General features: G+C 51.8%; 21 protein-coding genes. 9 read left to right on the forward strand and 12 right to left on the reverse strand.

Annotated elements, in window-relative coordinates; all coding sequences use genetic code 11:
• Positions 1-33: 33 nt before the first annotated feature.
• Both C3F13_13475 and C3F13_13480 read left to right on the forward strand, forming a co-directional pair.
• Entirely contained in the window at positions 34-366 is a 333-nt protein-coding gene (locus C3F13_13475) for a hypothetical protein (protein PWB51447.1), read from the forward strand.
• 93 nt (positions 367-459) lie between these two features.
• Entirely contained in the window at positions 460-1,344 is an 885-nt protein-coding gene (locus C3F13_13480) for a hypothetical protein (protein ID PWB51448.1), read from the forward strand.
• A gap of 81 nt (positions 1,345-1,425) precedes the next feature.
• On the opposite strand, the gene C3F13_13485 is transcribed toward C3F13_13480, so the two are convergent.
• Positions 1,426-3,270, reverse strand: a complete 1,845-nt coding sequence (locus C3F13_13485) for a hypothetical protein (protein ID PWB51449.1) — start codon at positions 3,268-3,270, stop codon at positions 1,426-1,428.
• A 15-nt stretch (positions 3,271-3,285) separates the two neighbouring features.
• On the reverse strand, positions 3,286-3,714 hold the full coding sequence (locus C3F13_13490; GenBank protein ID PWB51450.1) for a hypothetical protein: 429 nt from the start codon (positions 3,712-3,714) through the stop codon (positions 3,286-3,288).
• A gap of 75 nt (positions 3,715-3,789) precedes the next feature.
• On the opposite strand from C3F13_13490, the gene C3F13_13495 reads away from it, so the two are divergent.
• Entirely contained in the window at positions 3,790-4,608 is an 819-nt protein-coding gene (locus tag C3F13_13495) for a hypothetical protein (GenBank protein ID PWB51451.1), read from the forward strand.
• Positions 4,609-4,923: 315 nt separating this feature from the next.
• Positions 4,924-5,637 (forward strand): hypothetical protein, encoded by a 714-nt coding sequence (locus tag C3F13_13500; GenBank protein PWB51452.1) that lies wholly within the window; start codon positions 4,924-4,926, stop codon positions 5,635-5,637.
• Positions 5,638-5,672: 35 nt separating this feature from the next.
• Here the strand turns inward: C3F13_13500 and C3F13_13505 are convergent, their stop codons facing one another.
• The 6 genes from C3F13_13505 to C3F13_13530 form a co-directional block, all read right to left on the reverse strand.
• Positions 5,673-6,341, reverse strand: coding sequence for an MBL fold metallo-hydrolase (locus C3F13_13505; protein ID PWB51453.1), 669 nt, complete (start codon positions 6,339-6,341; stop codon positions 5,673-5,675).
• Between the two features lie 89 nt (positions 6,342-6,430).
• On the reverse strand, positions 6,431-7,513 hold the full coding sequence (locus tag C3F13_13510) for a winged helix DNA-binding domain-containing protein (protein ID PWB51454.1): 1,083 nt from the start codon (positions 7,511-7,513) through the stop codon (positions 6,431-6,433).
• Positions 7,514-7,687: 174 nt separating this feature from the next.
• Positions 7,688-8,593, reverse strand: coding sequence for a fructokinase (locus C3F13_13515; GenBank protein ID PWB51455.1), 906 nt, complete (start codon positions 8,591-8,593; stop codon positions 7,688-7,690).
• Positions 8,594-8,860: 267 nt separating this feature from the next.
• The gene (locus tag C3F13_13520) at positions 8,861-9,262 is read right to left on the reverse strand and encodes a hypothetical protein (GenBank protein ID PWB51456.1); all 402 of its coding nucleotides are present in this window, start codon (positions 9,260-9,262) and stop codon (positions 8,861-8,863) included.
• Positions 9,263-9,309: 47 nt separating this feature from the next.
• A complete protein-coding gene (locus C3F13_13525) occupies positions 9,310-9,498 on the reverse strand; it encodes a hypothetical protein (protein ID PWB51457.1) in 189 nt (62 codons plus the stop codon).
• Between the two features lie 116 nt (positions 9,499-9,614).
• Positions 9,615-10,814, reverse strand: coding sequence for a hypothetical protein (locus C3F13_13530; protein ID PWB51458.1), 1,200 nt, complete (start codon positions 10,812-10,814; stop codon positions 9,615-9,617).
• 129 nt (positions 10,815-10,943) lie between these two features.
• On the opposite strand from C3F13_13530, the gene C3F13_13535 reads away from it, so the two are divergent.
• Complete coding sequence (locus tag C3F13_13535; protein PWB51459.1) at positions 10,944-11,789, forward strand: hypothetical protein; 846 nt, start codon at positions 10,944-10,946, stop codon at positions 11,787-11,789.
• 90 nt (positions 11,790-11,879) lie between these two features.
• Here the strand turns inward: C3F13_13535 and C3F13_13540 are convergent, their stop codons facing one another.
• Positions 11,880-12,410 carry a hypothetical protein gene (locus tag C3F13_13540; GenBank protein PWB51460.1) on the reverse strand — a complete coding sequence of 177 codons (531 nt, stop codon included), beginning with the start codon at positions 12,408-12,410 and terminating at the stop codon, positions 11,880-11,882.
• Positions 12,411-12,807: 397 nt separating this feature from the next.
• Between C3F13_13540 and C3F13_13545 the strand changes: the two genes are divergently transcribed.
• Complete coding sequence (locus tag C3F13_13545; protein ID PWB51461.1) at positions 12,808-13,584, forward strand: thiamine biosynthesis protein ThiJ; 777 nt, start codon at positions 12,808-12,810, stop codon at positions 13,582-13,584.
• A gap of 393 nt (positions 13,585-13,977) precedes the next feature.
• Entirely contained in the window at positions 13,978-15,063 is a 1,086-nt protein-coding gene (locus C3F13_13550; protein PWB51462.1) for a hypothetical protein, read from the forward strand.
• Positions 15,064-15,212: 149 nt separating this feature from the next.
• Here the strand turns inward: C3F13_13550 and C3F13_13555 are convergent, their stop codons facing one another.
• The 3 genes from C3F13_13555 to C3F13_13565 form a co-directional block, all read right to left on the reverse strand.
• Positions 15,213-16,193, reverse strand: a complete 981-nt coding sequence (locus C3F13_13555) for a hypothetical protein (GenBank protein PWB51463.1) — start codon at positions 16,191-16,193, stop codon at positions 15,213-15,215.
• Positions 16,193-16,744: a hypothetical protein gene (locus C3F13_13560; protein PWB51464.1), complete on the reverse strand. Its 552-nt coding sequence runs from the start codon at positions 16,742-16,744 to the stop codon at positions 16,193-16,195. Before C3F13_13560 ends, C3F13_13555 begins: the two co-directional genes overlap by 1 nt.
• Before the next feature lie 140 nt (positions 16,745-16,884).
• Positions 16,885-17,283 (reverse strand): hypothetical protein, encoded by a 399-nt coding sequence (locus C3F13_13565; GenBank protein ID PWB51465.1) that lies wholly within the window; start codon positions 17,281-17,283, stop codon positions 16,885-16,887.
• 12 nt (positions 17,284-17,295) lie between these two features.
• On the opposite strand from C3F13_13565, the gene C3F13_13570 reads away from it, so the two are divergent.
• Together C3F13_13570 and C3F13_13575 are read left to right on the forward strand one after the other, a co-directional pair.
• On the forward strand, positions 17,296-17,736 hold the full coding sequence (locus C3F13_13570) for a hypothetical protein (protein ID PWB51466.1): 441 nt from the start codon (positions 17,296-17,298) through the stop codon (positions 17,734-17,736).
• A 152-nt stretch (positions 17,737-17,888) separates the two neighbouring features.
• On the forward strand, positions 17,889-19,046 hold the full coding sequence (locus C3F13_13575) for a hypothetical protein (GenBank protein PWB51467.1): 1,158 nt from the start codon (positions 17,889-17,891) through the stop codon (positions 19,044-19,046).
• The last annotated feature ends 213 nt before the right edge of the window (positions 19,047-19,259 follow it).

The raw sequence follows: 19,259 nt of genomic DNA on the forward strand, positions 1-19,259 counted from the left end.
ACAGATATCTATCTCATCGTAGTGGGGGTAGCCATGCTGTTTACTTTTGGCTTACCTTTAATCCTGGCGCCGATGAGCTTTCTCAGGCTTTTCCGCTGGGAGATCCCCGAACAAAAGGCACTGGCAATCTCCCTGGGCAGGTCACTGGGGGTCTTCATCGCCATCATGGCTATCTTCGCGTTTAAAGCCGCGCAAACACCAGCAGCACAGCTCTTCTTTTTCGACCTGATGCTGTGGATTTTTGGTGCGATGTTGCTGCTGCACATTTATGGGGCGTTGCGTAAAGTCCAACCGGTCTTAGAAACTGCAGAGATATTTATGTGGCTGGTGTTAGGCCTCGTCACGCTGGGCTTTTATCCGGCATAAAGGTGTTCGTCACATCCCAACCAACCTAGCTTGCCAGTCTGCAACAAGACTGGTAGACTGTTCCTGACGAAATGTAATCTTAATCAGGAAGATATGTTTGATCCCAACGACCAACCCGAACGCTGTGAACGCTATCTACGCCACCACCTGGGGAAGGCGGTGCAATTCATCAGAGGAACTAGGCTGGTGCAGAGCTCGCGTGAAGCTCCCTGGCGCCTGGATACGCTGATCAACGGAGTGGAGCGATCATTCGTCCTGCAGGTGGATGCGCACAGCCTGGAGCATGAATATCGCGTGCTCAAAGCCATGCAAACCATCCCTATACCCACGCCGCATGCCTACGGGTTGGATCTGGATGGCGAAATGCTGGGTATCCCCTGCTTTTTCGAGGATTTCATCCCCGGGGAACCCCTGCTGGCGCCGGTGCTTGAAGGCGAAAGCTGGGCGGAGGAGCTGTTCCTTGACACCGTCTGCGCATTAAACGCGATGGCTGACGAGCAGCTGGGAGAGATCGCGGCGATGCTGGAACGGTATGATGTGCGGGATATCCTCGAAGAGACCTATACCCGCTTGAGCGACAAAGCCCTCCCGCTGGTTGAACGGATGTACCAGGCGTTGAAAGCTGGCATGCCGCAGCAACTCACGGTGAAATTCAGCAACGGTGACTTATGGCTGGAGAACTTCATCGTCCAGGACCATCACCTGGCCGGGGTGATCGATTTTCAAGGAGCGTCATTCACCGACCCGCTCTATGAATTCCTGCTGTCCTTTTTCGTATCCCCTGAGCTGCAGGGACGTGGCCTCGAAGAGCGCTTCTGCCAGCGCATCGGCTGTGACCCGGCCATCCTGGCATGGTACCATGGGCTGGAGTTTTTCGAGACCTACCGCTATGTACTGCTTTCAGGCAAGGATTTCGTCCACCACTCCGTACACAGCCTGGAAGCTGACATGGTAAGATGGCTGGACAAGCCTGCATAATCATTGCCCAGGAGTCAGGCACTTCGATTAGCACAATGGGAAACAGGCAATCCGAAATCCGCAATAAGCGGCAAATAAAATTCAGGGGGTGGGGGTTCCTGATGGCTCCAGTGTGGGAGTAGGGGTGGGCGGGAAGGGGGCAAGCACTTCGATCTCGCGCCAGGAGACCCAGGAAGGGCTCTCAGTGGTGACCACACGCACGTAGCGGATGTTGCTAAGTGAAGTTGCCGGCAGATAATCCAGGACATCATAATCAAATTCACTGCCGCGGAATTCAGCCACTTTCTGCAGCTTGTCGCGGCTGGCTCCCACCCACAGCTCATGCACGGTTTGACCGGCTGGCCACATGCCCACTGTCAGGCGGACTTCACCCACATCGTAGAAGGCGCCCAGATCAACTTCGATCCACTGGGGTGGGAAAGCACCCGCGCTCCACTGGGTGTTCGAGTCTCCGTCCACGGCCATCTGGGCGGTCTGGTCGGCCAGCGCTTCTGTGACCTGCACGGGCTTGCCCAGGGCCAGATTACGGCCTGGCAAGGGAGAAGTGGCACAGGCATCCGGTTGGTTCTCGGGTGAGAGAGCCTTAAGCAGGTAATCCTGGTTATCCACGAAACCCCAGGTGGCATCCGGCAGTCCGGCAGGGACGGGGTAGAAGCCCTCGTAGGCCCAACCGGTAAAACCAAGTGTGCAAGAGCTGGCAATCCAGTCCTGGATGGCGACCGCCCCATCGGAAGCTTCAGGATATACCCAGGTGGAAGCCCCTACAGATCCCATCAATACCGGTGCTGAGACGTGCTCATCCAGGCCAAAATTCTGGGCCAGCTCCGCAAGGGTCAAACCTGCAGCTGGGTCGGTGTGGAGGTCAAAGAAGTCAAGCGGGGAGAAAACCAGCAAGCCAGCGGTTTCAACATAACGGTTATCACCTTCCCGCCAGGTGTTGGGTTCGTCAGGGGCGAAGAATCCCATGGTCACCAGGGCAGTTGGATCATAGAGACGGATCATCTGCCCCACCTGCTCGATGTAGTAGCGCATCCCTTCCACAGCCATGGCTTGCATTTGCGCAGGCTGGAAGAGGTGGTAGGTCTTGCCGTTCACCGGGGACACTTTCTGCGTCTGCAGGGTGAACGGTGGTTGGTCAGATAGGTAATAGGCTTCATCCATCAGCTCCCAACCCAGGATGGCATCGAAGGGTGCCCCACGCACAGCCAGGCCTCCCAGGAGATCTGACCAGTATTTCTGTGAGGCGGTGATCCCTGCCCGGGTGAGGAATTCTGCATTACGCCCAGCGGCATAGCTGGGGCTGGCCTCCTGGTTGGCAAGGGTCCGGTAACCACCTAGCTCAGGCAGGTCTTGGGAGACCATCAGCAGGAAGATGCCTGCTTCCTTGGCCAGGCTCATCAGGTCAGCCATGTTATCCATGTAAACCGGGTTCAAGCCCTGGCCATTCACCAGGCCGATACACACATCCGAGCTGGAGCATCCATCGAAGATGATGCGCACGGTGTTGTAGCCAGCTGCCGATAGCTCAGCGAAATCAGCCTGGGTGCGGGCGTGGTCGTATACTCCTGGGGCAAACAAACGGTTTTCGTAGTGGTCCTGCACTGGCGCCAGCACCGAATAATTCACTCCACGTGGGATGAAATCCTGCAAAGTCTGGCGGTCGTAAAATGCAGCCAGGCCATAGATGCGGTGTATGGCGATGCGGTGTTTGGCCACAATGGGCGGAGGCGTGGGGCGAGGCGTATCCGTGCTGGCTAGCGCGGGGATCTCCGATGGGGCGGGGCTTTCGTTCGCTGCGCCTACAACGACCGTCTCAGGCGAGGCGGCAGGGGTTGGTGAGGCGGACTGGGGCAGGGCACAGGCGAGAGCGGCCAGGATGAGCACAGCCAGGACGATAAATATGGGCTGATTACGCCGTGGGGTCATGCTGGGGCTGCCACCTTACTGGATCAACAGTCCGTTTAAAACGAATAGCAGGCTGCCACCCAGCAGTAATAAACCGAGAATGGCACCGGCCAGCTTCAGCCGGCGGTCTCGCGCAAGCAGCAGGGCACCGATGATGAACACCGGTATGCTGGAGAGCAAAGTCAGCCTGCCCCAGTTGTACACGGCTGAATCCAACCAGGGAAAGTGCATATGCAGGAACGACATTGCCTCCAGCAGGAAAAAGCCTGGGAATACCATGGCAATTAACAGGGCATGCAAAAAGGTGAGGGGCTGGGCGCTCTCCAGATGATAGATTTTTATCGTGAATGGCACCCCCCACTGATCAAGCAGGATCAGGTGCAAAGCACCCAGGCTGATAGCATACAACAGCCAGGCGAGCGTGCCTCCGATCAGCCAGAGGGGGAAGCGTGAAGGTTTGGACATGTGGATGGAAGTCTTCCCGGTTGGGTCAATTATAGCGCAGAAGAAAGGTAGCCTGGATGGCGAGGCACTGGCATATTGTTAGAAATACCCGCAGGGAAGGAATTCACTGCTGATAAACTGAGCATGAATCAACTTGACATGTGTGTGGGAATGCTATATAAACCGATTGAGGAGAACTTGCCCATGGATACATCAACGATTGAAACTGTACCACCCGCACAGCCATTAAACAGCAAATGGTATGAGATTTGGCTCGATGTCTGGGCACACCCAGGTGAGGAGGCATTCAGGGGCATCCTGAAAGAACGCGACCACAGCATTGGCAGGGCGTTCATTTGGGTCGCCATCACCTCTCTCGTCATTGCCATAGCAAGCATTATCGGTTATGTGCCTCTTTATAAAAGCCTCGTCTCGCAGATTGGTCCTGTCCAAAGTTTTGAGTTCTTCAACACAACCACGATCTTTACTTTTGGCCTGTGCTCAGTCATCCTCGCGCCAATCTCTGCAATTCTCGGGCTGGTTATCTCTACTGGCATCTATCACCTGATATCCAGGTTGTTCGGTGGCAGTGGCGCCTGGAGCGACCTGGTGTTCTGCATGGCAGCAGTTACTGCACCCGCCTCGATCATCAGTGGCATCTTGATGATCCCATATCTCCTGTTTGGTAATTTCCCCGCCATCTGGTGGCTGGTGGCGATTTTCATCGGCATTCTTTCGGTGGTTGTGGCGGTGTATGTGCTCGTGATGAACGTGAACGCCATCCGGGCAGCGGAGCAGATCGGCACCTGGCAATCAGTCTTGACGATTTTCCTGCCCATTATCATCGTTGGCGTGTTAACTGTGTGCTGTGTATCCCTCACCATACCCAGCATAATCAGCAGCAGCGTTCGCTAGTCTGTCCCTTGGAAGAAAGAGGGTCTGGTATTGAGCCAGACCCTCAGCATATAACATATAGGGGGAGATCATTCTCGATAATCTCAATAGGACGGTGATCTGGATCAATGAGCGTTCAGCCTTGGATTTGCTCATCGGGTGGCATCGAAAACTTGCCAGGCTCTACTCTCATATATTATGACGATAACAAACCAAAAGGTGGTTCCAATAACGGAAACATTGCCTGGCTTCCGCTTTTATGAGAGCATCACATCACACGTTATCACAACCGGACGATGAAAGACTCGAAGCTGTATCAGTGAGGAGATTATTTGTATGGCTGAGACACAGCCAGTAAATTATCTATCCGAAACGATGCTAGATAGGAAATGGCACGAGATATGGCTAGATGTGTGGCTCCATCCTGGAGAAGCGTCTTTTGGAAACATGCTGACAGAGCGCAATCACAGCCCTGGAAGAGCGATCCTGTGGGTTACAGTTACATCCCTCATCTTTGGAGTGGTAGGATCATTGTTCTTTCCTTCCATGTATCTTGATCTCTTCACCCAGCTATTTAATCTCAACTTGTTTGCTGGAACCAGGGATTTCAAGCTTTGGTTGTCTGGTGTCTGTTTTCTAGTTTCCTCTCCAATCCTTGGCATACTTTCATTGGTGCTCTCAAGCGGCGCTTACCACCTAGCATCCAGATTGTTCAAGAGCAGGGGAGCGTGGAGCAACCTTGCGTTCTGTATGGGCGCGGTTCATGCTCCCTTTACCATCATAAGTGGTCTCATATCGATCCCGAGAATTATTTTCGGTAATGACCAATCGACGATATCACTTTTAAATTGTATCTTCTCGTTATTGTCACTGACTGTCTTTATCTATACGATAGTTTTATTTACCAATGCCATCCGCGCGGCGGAGAAGGTTGGGACGGGGCAGGCAGTCTTAACCATCTTTATCGTGTTGCTTGTTCAAATCTTCCTGGGTATCTGCTTCGGCCTGTTAATCGTCCTCCCGGTGATCAGTAGCACACCATATCGGTGAATAAGCAGTGCAAAGAAAATTCTGCGCCGTATCACTTACAGGAGAGATTTCCAGGAGAACGGTTCGCCGTGACCGGGGTAGACCATATTTATCGGTAGAGCTTTGAGGCGGGTAAAGCTGGCTTCACCGGCAGGCTTGTCATACATCATCGAGTTCAGCGTGGGGTGGTCGCGGGCGTTATTGAACAGGTCCCCGCAAAACAGCTCACCTGAAGCGGTGAGAAAACACAATGAACCGGTCGAATGCCCTGGGGTGTTGAGGGCGGTGGCTTCCAGCCCGTATTTTGCCAGTGAAGCATTATCTTCCAAAAGGATATCGGGTTTACATTGCTCTTTTTCACCCAGGCGGGCAATCAAGGGGATCAGCTTTTTCATCAAGCCATTTTTGATCTTGCGGTTCCAGAACATATCGCCGTTTTCCAGCATTCCGGCATCTCCGGCGTGCATGGCGATCGGCACGTGGTACTTATCGCGCAGGTAGCGTGCGTTCCCGGTATGGTCGAAATCACCATGGGTGAGCAGGATGAGCTTGAGGTCGCCAGGCTGGCAGCACAGGTGCTGCAGGGCGTTCTCAAGCTGGTCCCGGGCATTGGTCATGCCGGTATCAACCAGGTAGCAGCCACCATCGCTATGAACCAGAAAGCTGTTCACATAGCTGAGCTTGAGCGGCAGTGGCAGGCGGATAGTTGAGACTTTTATGGTCATTACGGCTCCTTTTCTTCCCTAATAAGTACCCACATGCGATTTTACCGTAATTTAACGTCCGCCAGGAATTACCTGCCAGATACGGCTGCTTAGCGGATGAGCTCCAGCTTTTTATCCAGGAAATTTGCATAATGTTGAGCAGCATCCTGTAACTGATCCAGTTCAGCCTTAGCCAACGGTTGGAAGGGGCTGAGTTCGATGATCACGCGATCCCCCTTGAGGGTGCGCATCCAGGTCCCCACCACTTGGCCATCTTTGAGCAGGATAGGCCAGAAAATGCCCCGATTGGAAATATCCTTCATATGCTGCTCGATGCCAGCTGGGAAGGATGCACCCCGTTCTGCATAGCTGATGAGCAATTCGTCATATGTGGGCAGCAGGATCGGGTTAACCTGGGTGGCTCTCACGCTTTCCACATGGCGAGGCAACCAGTAGGTGACTCCATCGATCACCTCCGTCGTGAAATCCTGCTTCACCGACTCCAGGGCTTGCTTCACTTCACTGGCAGGCAAACCAGACCACCAGGAAAAATCTTGCTGGGTGGCCGGGTAGCGGCTGGTGAAGTAACGCCTGGCGAGTTCGGCCAGGGCCGCCTCCCGGATCAGCCGCCTGGCCAGTGGCACGCGTTCGGAGAGCAGGGCATAAGTGGCCTTGCCGCCCTGGGTGGCGCCACTGCAGATGATCTCGTCCAGCTCGGCACGCATAAACAGGTGCGAAGCGCGGTTCTCATCTGTGCGAATCCCTGCCTGCTGCAAGGCGGCGATCAGCTCATTTCTGGTGCGCGACTGCCCCCCAGCCAAAGCTTTCTCGAGGGTGGCATTGCTTCGAGAAAACACATCTTTGGTCAGCTCCAGCTGCTTCTCACGGGCGGTCTCACCTGCCATGACCCACCTTGCGGTGAGGTCCAGCATCCAATAGATATCCTGGGCAGCCACGAAATGCCAGGTTGGCCGCAGCACATGCAGGCGTAGAATCTCAGCCCTGGTGATAGCGGCCTCGACCATTTTTTCAGTGGATCCTGGGATGCGCACACCGACTGCCCATTTGGCCATGGGGAAATCCTGGGCCTGCATGGCAACCATGTAGCTGACCAGCTCAACCGGACTGGTGTAACGTGGCTGGACGAGCTGCTGGCTAAACAGGCGCTGGATTTTAATCTCACGATGGTTCATTATCTTTATGTCGCAGCATTATTTCCTGCCATCACTTTCCCCGGTAGACAATTATAACTTCAAGATACTTCCCTTCGGCCAAGGATTTAAAATTATCGATCCAGCACCAGCAAAAAAGGAGCAGTTACCCCCCAGCTTTTGCTGATATTTTGAGAAGTTGGGAGATGAACCTGGCTATGGCTGCTTTTCCAGCTCCATGGCCAGGGCGATACCACCCAGCACACCTGAGCGATATCCAAGGCCAGGCGGGACGATGTACTCGTCCAGCGGGCCTGTCAAAGTGGGGTGGTTCAGGTAATTGTTGAGCAGGCTGGAGACCTTATGGCGAACCAGGTCGAAGAGAAAGAGCCGGTGCATCACCCCTCCCCCCACAACGATCTTCTTGGGCGGAAAAGTAAAGATATAGTTCACCAGGGCATAGGCGATATACCCGGCTTCGATTTCCCAGAATGGATCCTGGTCGGCGAGGGACTCTGGGAACTGGTTGAAGCGCTTGTGGATGGCTGGCCCATTTGCCAGGCCTTCGAAGCAATCGCCATGGTATGGGCAGGAACCTGGGAAGGGGTCACGCTGGCGGTTGTGGGGGATGTATACATGCCCCATCTCGAGGCTGACCAGGCCGCGAAGTGGTTTACCGTTGAGGATATAGCTCCCACCGATGCCGGTACCCACAGTCAGATACAACGAGGGGTCGATGCCCCGGCTGGCACCCCAGCGGTATTCTCCCAGGGCAGAGGCGGCCACATCCATGTCGATGGCGATAGGTACCTTCAGCTCACCTTGCAGGATTCCCAGGATGTTGGTAAACGCCCAATTGGGTTTGGGCGTGGTGGTGATGTAGCCAAAGGTGGGCGAGCTGGGGTCGGTGTCTACCGGGCCGAAGGAGCCAAGCCCAATGCTTTTTATGCGTTGAGCCTTGATGTAGGGGGTGAAGAAGGCACATACCTGCTCGAGAGTCTCCTGCGGGGTGGTGGTGACAAAGCGGACCTCGTCGATGGTGGAGCCAGGATCGCTGGCCACCATGCAAATGAACTTGGTCCCCCCACCTTCAATACCACCATAGAACTGGCCTGTGCTCATTGAGATCCTCCATGATGCCCTAGATGTTCGGTAAAGCGGGTTGTAAGCTGTATCCTGCGTACCTTAGGGATTTTTTTCATCTGAATTATATAATAGAACGCAGATTAGTTGAGAATGACGCGGATTACAGCAGGCTAAGAAGCAGAGGCAGCTCAGGGTTGCGATCATAAATCCCTTGGGGTGCCTCACAGTCCAAAGGTGAGGTCTACCGCGGAGGGCGTGGACTGGATAGGATTGATTGGTTTAGCGGGGTCGATGAGGCGTGGGCTACTGGCTGGATTCAACCCCTTGGGGTTGTGTGGTTACCCTGGGTCGAAAATACCATTTGCGGTCGAGAATGAGCAGCACCACCGGGACAATGTTGAGGGCCAGCACAACCAGGTCTGCCACACCTACATCATCCAGAATGGTCAACGTGGCGGTCAATAAAAAGAACGCCAGGGTGAGATAATAGGCAATGCGATTGCCCCGCAACAAGAAAATCCACAGACCGAGCAGGATGAGAGCCATAAGAATGGATATGGTCGCCATGATGCCCTTCATCAGCGGGGGGACCGGGAGGGCTGGATGGGCATTCACGGCGATGATGATGCCAAGGATAAGCCAGATGAGAGTATTCAGCAGGATCAACACTGCGGTCAGGGTCACAGTCCAGGGACGATGATTCATGGGTTATCCTTTCTTCAAGCCAGTAATTCAACCGTAATTCTTGTGGGTTAACCGAGCCACTCAAGAGCCTGGGAGCAGATCGCTTCCCGGCGCTTCGTAAATCCATTGGTTCCGGGTCGTTTGAGGTAGCGCTCGCTAAATAAGTATTTCTCATTGATTCGATCAAGTGTGTTAACCAGGGAATTTGAAGCAAGATTCACCTTTAGCTCCATGGCATCGCCAGATGAGAAAAACATTGGGGAATGCCGGTCACTTGCCTGACCTATTATCGCCGAAACTCACGTAGAATTTCCAATTTCGTTATCCAAATTATAACGCCAGAAATTTAGGATGATTGTATTGCCTGGATATGCTACGCTACCAGCCTTGTTTTACTTTCCCCTTTACCAGCAGGCGGTTCAAGCAGGCCCTGGTAAAGCTGCTCATACTTCACAAAGGTGACGGTTTCGTCGTGCTCCGCAGCAATTTCCAGCGAAGCCCAGCCCATCCTGGAGCGTTCTGCTGCATTACCCAGGATATGGAGGATCGCACCACCATACTCAGCCTCATCTGTGGGGTCAACCAGGTAACCATTCACTCCGTGATGGACCAGCTCCGGCAACGCAGCCGAGTTTGCCGCCACAATGGGGATACCCGTCGCCACAGCTTGCAGGGCAGGAATGCTTTGCACTTCCACCATGGAAGGAATGGTAAACAGGTCGCAGGCGCGATATATGGCCGGAAGATCCCCTTCAGGGAGGTAACCCAGCAGGTGGATATTCTGTTCCAACTCCAGTTTTTTGATGAGACTTCTCAATCTTTGATGCTCACTGCCTCGCCCCACCACCAGTAAATGGGCATCCATCTGGTCGCAGACCACCCGCATGGCTTTCAACAGCAAGTCAAGGCGCTTATCTTTCATCAGGCGTCCAACGGACAGGAGTCTAGGTGAAGGGGGCAGGTGATACCGCTCCACGATGTTTTCGTTCACCTCTTTTTCAGTGCAATAGCGCTGGATGTTCACTCCGTTGGAAATTACCGTCGTAGCTGGTTGCAGCCCATGGGCTTTAAAAGCCTGTTCATGGGTGCGGGTGCAGAAAACCACATGCTGGTAGCGGTTCAAATTTCCCAGGTAATAATTCCACATCAGGTTGTCTATCCCGGTTTCGAAAGCACCCAGGCGAGTGAATTGGGTGAAGAAGGATGGCAGGGTATAGCAAGACGTGATCACACGGGTGGACGGCGGGCAGCGCAGCCTGGAAAGCAGGATACCCTGGTAAGCGTTATCATGGGTGTGGATAACACCAGGTTGGAAACGGTCAATCAGCCGATGTAAGGTACTGGGTAGGCTGAAGGGCATGGGGCCTTCCCACCAGAATGGATTGGGAATGCCCAGAATACGATGAACATGCACACCCTGGTCTTCAGCTTGGTAAGGTAGGTGCTTCTCGCTGGCGGTGACGACCAGCACGGCGTGGCCGCGCTCAGCCATCGCCCGGGCAATCTTTTGCACGACGAGTGTCACCCCACTCAGCGTGGGTGGGTAGCCATGGCTTAATAGCATGAGGCGCATTACATCACCAGCGGATATCAAGACAGGAAACGTTGGTTAATGTCATACTGATCATTCACCTGGAAGACCAAAGAAAGTCACCTGGTATGAGGTTGCATTTGAGGATATTAAGCCGCCTGTCATCACCGGTTGCCTGGCCCGCCTGGGACCGTTGACAATGCGATTATACCTGAAGCGCTATTCTTTCTGAATCGCAATATAATCAATTCATCCAGAAAGGACCTAATTATGGACATGGATAATCAAAATCACTTCATCAGCCAGTGGCGCAAGTACTTCAGCTCAGCAGAGCTGCCGATCACGTATTATTATTCTAACCAGGTGAGCGATGAGGATTCAGGTGCCAGCCAGGTGGTGGATCGTTGCTTAATCGCCAATTTAAGACGGGTGAGAGAGGGTTTCCCATTTGTCTATGAAGCTAAAACCCAGGGGTGTGCGGGTGGGAAACGTTACAGCGGTTTCAGCCAGTCCTTGCGACCCAGATTCGAATATTTCCTGTCCTGTGGGATTCCAGGTGAGCTCGAAGGTGAGCGCTATAAGCGTGACCCCGATCTGGTCAGCCAGTACTTGCTCCAGCACCCACCATTTGAAGCTCCAGCAAGCTACCTGGTCTTTAAGCGTTGGGATAGGCTTACAGAAAATGAAACCCCTCTGGCAGTCGTGTTCTTCGCTACCGGGGACGTGTTAAGCGGCCTGTTTGCGCTGGCGAATTACGATATGCTCGAGCCAGATGGGGTGATCACACCCATGGGGGCAGGCTGCGCTTCGATCATCGGGTATGCACTTGAGCAGGCAGGGGCTGCCCACCCGCGCTGTGTGTTGGGGATGTTCGATGTCTCCGTTCGTCCCCACGTCGGCAAGGATGAGCTGACCTTTGCAATCCCTTTCCAGCGCTTTATACAGCTGGTGAATTATATGGATGAGAGTTTCTTGATTACCAGTTCATGGGACAAGGTCAGGGCACGGCTTACCTGAGTGTATAAAAAAAAAGAAAGCACCACTGGGCATCCGTTATTTTGGAGTGAACCCAGTGGTGTTTTTATTTATTATTATCTGAGTGTTAAGCTATTGCACTTCCACGATAATCGTCACTGTCTTCTCAGGCGTTACGCCAGTCTCCCAACCACGTTTATATTCCATTGTCAGCGTGCTCAAGCCACTCTCTGCAGCCTGGAAGAAAAAGGTTTGTGTGCCAGCTGCGCCGATCACAGGCGTAGATGAGCTCGACGCAGGTTCCTGGTACTGAGGCTCACCCATCTGTACCAGGACTTTCGGGTCGGAGATGGTAGCATACCAGGCATATCCCGTGGATGGGTTGGATTCAAGTCTGATAGCCATAACCTCCCCCTTCTTAAGCTGCTGGGTGGTGCCGTCAGCCATGGCATCCAGGGTGACATTGGAGACATCTCCGGAGATGATCGGCAGCATGATCTCATTCCCAGTGGAGTATTCTCCAGCGGGGGTGCCAGCGGGGGTGCCCTGTGAGGTCTCCCCCGATTGAACGGAAGCTGTGGGGGAGGCGGTTTTGGTCCCACAGCCTGTCAGGGATACACTCATAATAAGGGCGATGATAATCAGGCAAATTTTGGTAAACATTCTGCTCTCCTTTTTTCTTTTATCGGTATTCGAGCATAAGACGCACTTAGATGCAGCCTTGTTCCGACCATATAAATTATAGTGTATTTATGCGATGCTCCTTCAGACGTGATTTTTATTGAGTTTGCGCCAGATATGCAGGTGAATTTTCATCAAGGAACAAATCAAGGGAAGATCAATCATTAAAGGCTTCAAAGCTGTAATTTATGTTAATGCGGGTGTAAATAATTTTCAAAGATTCTAATGTAATCCATAGATCACGAAATATGATTGAAAAGGTGTGAAATTATGTTAGAGTTAAGCGAGCTCCGCTACAGCACTTGTTTGAATGGATTAAGAAGTTGGCGAAGCTTGTTTGATGTGGGATTTTGGGTATTAGCAGAAAGGAGTTGGATATATGCCGGATGCAGACTTAGTCAAAGAAAATCATGCTTCGTTTGTTGCCCAAATCCTGATGCCACTCCCTGACCACGATTTCGATCCTACCGAAGCTGCCATCCCATGGATGGAATGCACCGCCCGGGGCTGGAATGTGGCAATCAGCACCGAGCTAGGAAATATCCCACAAGCAGATCAAAATAAGCTAAAAGGGCCTTTACCAGGGTTGATCAGTGCAAGCGCAACAGCCCGAGAAGCATATAGACAGATGAGCCAAGATGCTGCCTTTCTGCATCCCATCCCGTATGCTGAGATTACCCCGACCCAATTTGATGCACTCTTGCTTCCGGGAGGTGATGGATTACGTGTGCGACAGTACCTGGAAAGCAAAATTCTCCAGGGTAAAGTCCTGCAGTTCTACCTGCAGGATAAAATGATTGGCGCGATATGCCATGGAGTTTTGGTGCTGGCGCGAACACTTGACCCTGAGACCGGTCACAGCATTTTGTTCGCGCACAAAGTCACAGCCGTGCCTAAATTACTGGACAGGATGGGATTTAATGTGGACCGCTGGTTTATAAAACATGGATATATCATGTACTCCAGCTGTGTAGAAGATGAGGTCCGAGCGACTTTACAAAATCCAGCTGATTTTTCCACTGGTAATTTACTTTCACCGTATGTGGTATGTGATGGTAACCTGGTTACATCACGCACGTATATGGATGCAGAGGTCTTTGCCAGGCGTTTCGCTAATGCGCTGCAGAAGAAAATGCAACAGCCATCGAGTGGATAACTTGGTAGCAAAGAGAATTCTCGTTCGGTTGATTTACATTGCTGCGGTAATCGATACATAACCAGGCAAGTCTTACCGGGATTGAGGTATAAGCATGATAATGCAGGGTGATACCATCAAGGAATGATGATCGTTACAAAAGGAATAATAATTTGAAAATACTGCTGATCAGGTGATCACTACGCATGGGACTATTGGGCAAGGATAATTTCCAATTCCGACAAGGAACCGAGCCGACAAGGTTATCTGGCTTGGGCATGACCTAGACTGGATGTACAAAGCTGGAAAATCGGTGGATATACCACAACCGGAGTACTTATCGTCTCAATGATCGAGTGAGAGCCGGTACTCCATTCCGAAGTTCAGTGAGCGAAGAATCTTTGGAGATATTGCATGAAAACAAGGCGGAAACTATTCTTTTGGAAGCTGATCGAACGGGAGGGTGCCGTCCGGTATTTGATGATCTCCCTGTTCAGCTTTGTTGCCACCATCGGTGTCGTGCGGACTTTCCTGGCGCTCACCGGATACCCACAGATCGGTAGTGGAACGTTGCATATCGCTCACGTGCTATGGGGTGGGCTGATCCTGTATATCGCCGCCATCCTACCGCTTATTTACATGAATCCACGTCTACATTACCTGGGGGCGGTGTTAGCAGGGGTTGGGATGGGCTTATTCCTGGATGAGGTGGGCAAGTTCATCACCCGCCAGTATGACTACTTTTTTCCGGCCGCAGCGCCCATCATGTACGTCTTCTTCTTGCTGATCATTGTTTTAGCGATCATGATCCGCCGACCGGAGGCAGTGGACGGTCGTACTGAGCTGGTCAAAACGCTTGAAATTGTGCGCGAGCAGCTTTACCGTCCACTAGATACTGTTGAAAGGGAGCATGTAGAAGCGGATTTGAATCGGGTGCTTGAGACAGACAAAGACAGCCTCCACCAAGATCTGGCCAGGAGGCTGTTGGACATCATACGCTCGGATACACGCACTGCTCCGGTTGAGGAACCGGTATGGTGGAGGCGCTTCATCACTAAGGTAGAAGCCTGGCTAACGGAAGTACGCTTGCTTTGGCTGATTGGCGCAGGGATGGTGCTCCTCGGATTCATGACATTGAAAAATCCGCTCCAGGTGTGGTTGGGGCTGGCTTTGCCCGATTCAACCATACTAAATTTCTTCAATGCACATTTTGGCAGGCAAATTTCGCCTGTGGATGCCCCCTCGCTCTACGGTACCCGTTTGATTTTAGAAGTAGTGGTAGGCTTGCTTTTGTTCGTTTCTGCCATCCTTTTAGCGATGGGGAAGAAGCGCCCTGCAATTAACCTGGGATATCTTAGCCTGCTGATATCGCTTACCGTGTTGGACATGCTCTTGTTCTACTTCGAACAATTTTCAACAGTGTTCATTGTCCTGGTTCAGTTCCTGGTCTTGTTTGGTATCATCTTTTACCGCAGGCGCTATCTGCAGATCAACACCTGATCCTCAGAGATACTGTTTGCTAATACGGGCTCATTAACGGGATTCCCATGTGGAGCGGGATTGGATTCAGCAGCTGGATAGCTCTCAAGATGCGTCTATCCATACTTGCTGACATGCGGTTTTCGATCAAACTACCCCCGGGGGTAGATTCATGGTTTAGGAGTATGCTGCGGGTCCTGGTCATGGTTGCCACCCCCAGGAGAGGGTTGCCCCTGACCATTCCCCGGCGTCGCTTGCACTGTGCCTGGATCAACCGGTTCTTGCCGGACTTCGGTGGGGGTATTACCCAGCGGCTGCATATTATCATTCTCCGATTGGGGAGTGCCCTGAGGATTTCCAGGGGAATTTTCAGGCTCTTCCGTTGTGAAATTATGCTTGATTTGCTGCTGGTTACGAGCACGCTCGCGAACCCGCTCCCTGAACCCTTTCGGATCTGCTTCTCCGTAGTTACTTAGCTGGACCTGTTCGTCCAGCCTTTGCTGCAGCTGGATCGCGGCAGGCTCAGCTTGGGCGGGTAGCTGGATGATCAAATCCTGCAGGGTAATCCCCTGGTTTTCCGCATTTCGCTTGATATTTTCAAGCGCTTGGATCATCTGTGTGTCATCCAGTTGGGTTGCATACTGCAGCGCTTCTTCCAGCTGCTGTTGGAAGCGTTCAGAGCTTTGCTGGCTCACCGGAATACCTTGATCCATCAAGGTAGAAATTTCATTCATCCTGCGGTTGGTGTATTCCAGGGTAAGCCTCAGTTTTGCCTGGGGTGAGCCAGTGAGGGATAAGCGCAGGTCTTCACTCCAGGATTTGAGCGGGTAAAGCGGTTGACCCGGCAGGCTATCCTGGGCAGCGTACACCGTCAGGCTGCTGCCTACCAACAGGATTAACAACGCCAGCATAGCGGCAGTCAGAACTTTCAGGATAGGACGAGTCTTCCAGAGGCTCATTCCCTTCATGCTCGCTGGAGAGACAGACTCTGTACTCGTCTCAGCTACGCGGGCCTGGCGGAACCCTTCTGACTGTTTGAGATATTTTGCCTTGATCTCATCAGCTGTAGCTGGATTCAACGGCGGGGTGGGGTGTAGTGGGGAGAATATTCGCTTTCCAAATTCGTCGATTTCTTTATCGGTTCTGCTCATTATATGCTTTCCTCATCGCCACCCAGGATACGCCGTAAGGCTGCCAGCCCGCGGTGTTGTAGGGCTTTTATTGCGCTGATCGGTTTGTTCAAGCTTCGGGCGATGTTTTCATTCTCCCATTCTTCAAGATATTTCAAGACAATTACCTGGCGTTGCTCCGGAGTAAGCAGGGTCAATGCCTGCCTGAGCTGTTGCCTTTCCTGGGAAATCGAGGCTTGCAGGTGAGGGTCATCTGTGTCACCGGATGGCAGGTCAGCCTCCAGCGCTACGATTAGCGGTACCTTGCTGCGATAATAATCCGTCACCCAATTGTGGGCAATCCGGTACAGGTAAGCCTGCAGGTAAGTGTCGGGCCCATTCTCGTGCTTGAGTGCAACTAAAAAACGACTGAACGTCTCAGACATACACTCTTTCGCCAAATCCTCATCACCCAGCAGGCGGTAGGCATAGCGGAAAATTCCTGGGCTGAGGGTGTCGAAAATCTCTTCGAGTGCTTTGCTTTCGAAGTTTTTCGCTCGTTCCAAGATTGCCTTGTCTGGGCTCTTCTTCATATTCTATGACGTAAATAACCGCGGAAAGAAACGGGTACTCCCAACCTTATCATTGTAATTGCGAATCATCCAGGTCAATAATTATAAATCAGCGGTGTGGATGACATCCGCACCGCTGATTAGCGTTTGTTAATTTCGGATTATCCTTGGTCACCCACCGGCTCGCCAGCCGGCATGCCCACATATACGGTGACCAGTGTGGCTGTAAAGACACCATCCAGCAGGTTACCATGGATCGCCACTCGATCACCGACGGCGAGCTGTTCGAATGGAATTGCCACCCTGTTTGAACCATCCTCTGCACTGCCTTCGGTTTCCGGGTTGCCCATGTTAAGGGCACCAGGCTCACCCATCTCTGACCCTTCATCGTTCCCCTGAGTGATCTTATAGATCTGGGTAGTATCAGTGAATTGTAGGGCTAATGTTTCACCGATATACTGCTTGACTTGGGCGTTCCCGTGGGTTAAGGTGACGGTGATGGTTTGAGTTGCAGGGTCAATCGCGCTGATCTCCCCCTGCAAGTAGAAAGGGCTGCGCATTCGCGATTGTGCTTGATTTCCATTGCCCTTTTCACCGTTGTTCCCATTCCCCCTGACGCCATTATTCCCATTTCGATCCTGGGTCTGCTGCTGCTCTTGTTCCTGGTTTCTATCCTGGTTATGCTGTTGGTCTTGTTCCTGGTTTCTATCCTGGGTCTGCTGCTGCTCTTGTTCTTGTTCTCTCACCTGATTTTTATCCCCCGAAGAGACAACGGTAGAATTCCCATTGCCAGGATTGGCAGCTACACTGTTCGGATTACCTGGTGTTTTTGCCATGACCGGGACAGCAAGAACTGCGAGCATGATCAGGATGGTGCCGATAACGGTCACTTTTTTCATTTCATTGGTCTCCTTTCACATTTCACCTGTGGAGTAGGTCTTACACTCACAATATTTATGACGCAGAATAACTGGCTGAGATATGGGACTGCGGGAAATCTCATAAAAGGTTAATCATGCATAGAGTTTTTTGATGCATGCATCCTAACTACCACGATTGGTGCATGATTATCCTAGTTAATACCCCTTAAAATCACCTAAATGGGGGATGACCTTTCATCAATAATTTCTATAATGTAATGGAAATAATCTGATAGGAGAATCATATGGCATTCAAACAACGCTTTATATTAACATCATTGGTAGTATTATTACTCGTAGGCTGCAGCGCGAAAAGGCCTACTCCTACTAGTACCAGCCCATGGACCGAAGAAACCGTAACCTTCACTAGCGCAGCAAACCAATTACGTGGTATTCTTACATTACCAGGCACACCCGGCCCTTATCCAGCCATTGTCCTCATCTCAGGCTCAGAAAACGAAGACACAGGTTTACGCCCCGGTGTATATGATTTATTCATGACGCATCAGGCTCACAATATGGTCCAGGCTGGGTTTGCCATCCTACGCTACGATCCACCTGGTGTTGGCAAGTCTACAGGTGACTCGCACTTCGAGACGTTGGATGACCGTGCCAGAGAATCGATGGCAGTCGTAGATTACCTCCAAACTCGGCGGGATATCCAGCTTGATCGAATCGGACTTTGGGGTATTAGCCAGGGAGGCTGGGTAATAGAAATGGCTGCTGCAGATAATCCCCAGGATATCGCCTTTATCATCTCGGTTTCAGGCTCTGGTGTGTCGGTGGCAGAGCAGCAGGTGTGGGGCGTTGAGACACAGAGTAGGGCAGCCGGCTTGTCTGAAAGTGATATCGCTAAGGCAGTGTTATTCGCCCGTTTACTGATTGACTGGCAGCTCACAAAACCGGTTTACCAGACAGCCAATGAAACTGCTGCAGCAATGCTCGGTGAAGGCCCGTGGCAAGATTTTAAGAAATTGATCTATGAACCAGGAGAAATTACACGATACGAGTCACTTCAGGCGGGGATTGGTATCCTGGAAACAATCCAGGATGAGCCCTGGACGAGCGCTTTGTATATAAAACAATTATATCTACCCCAGCTTCGCAGCATCACACCTGACCAGGCAGATGTCCTGCAAGGATCCTATGGAGATACTCTGCTCACTGACCCCAAAGATTTCTTACCCAGGGTCACATCACCAGTTCTCGCCTTTTTTGGAGAAGCTGACCAGCTAGTGCCCGCGCAAAAGAGCGCGGAGTTATACAAGATGTACCTCAACCAGGCTAGGAACAAGAATTTCAAGATCGTCGTATTTCCTGACGCTGATCATGGGCTTAATGGCGCGACTGATGAATATTGGAAGACACTATTTGAATGGCTTGGTGAGTTGTACAATACTTAATAAACCTTCATTGGAGAAATAGCTTTTGCGAGAAATCATTGCCTTTATGGTGAGGAATTTATTTATTAATACAGTCTCCAATCACTTAAATGGGTGATGACCAATCATCCACCCAGCGGATATAGTTGAGAAAACCTCATCAATTGGAGAGTATTATGAGCAATGGACATGGATTTGACCAACCCAGCGCATACCAGATCCGTCTTAAATGTA

The sequence above is a fragment of the Anaerolineales bacterium genome (assembly GCA_003105035.1).
GTDB lineage: Bacteria > Chloroflexota > Anaerolineae > Anaerolineales > UBA4823 > FEB-25.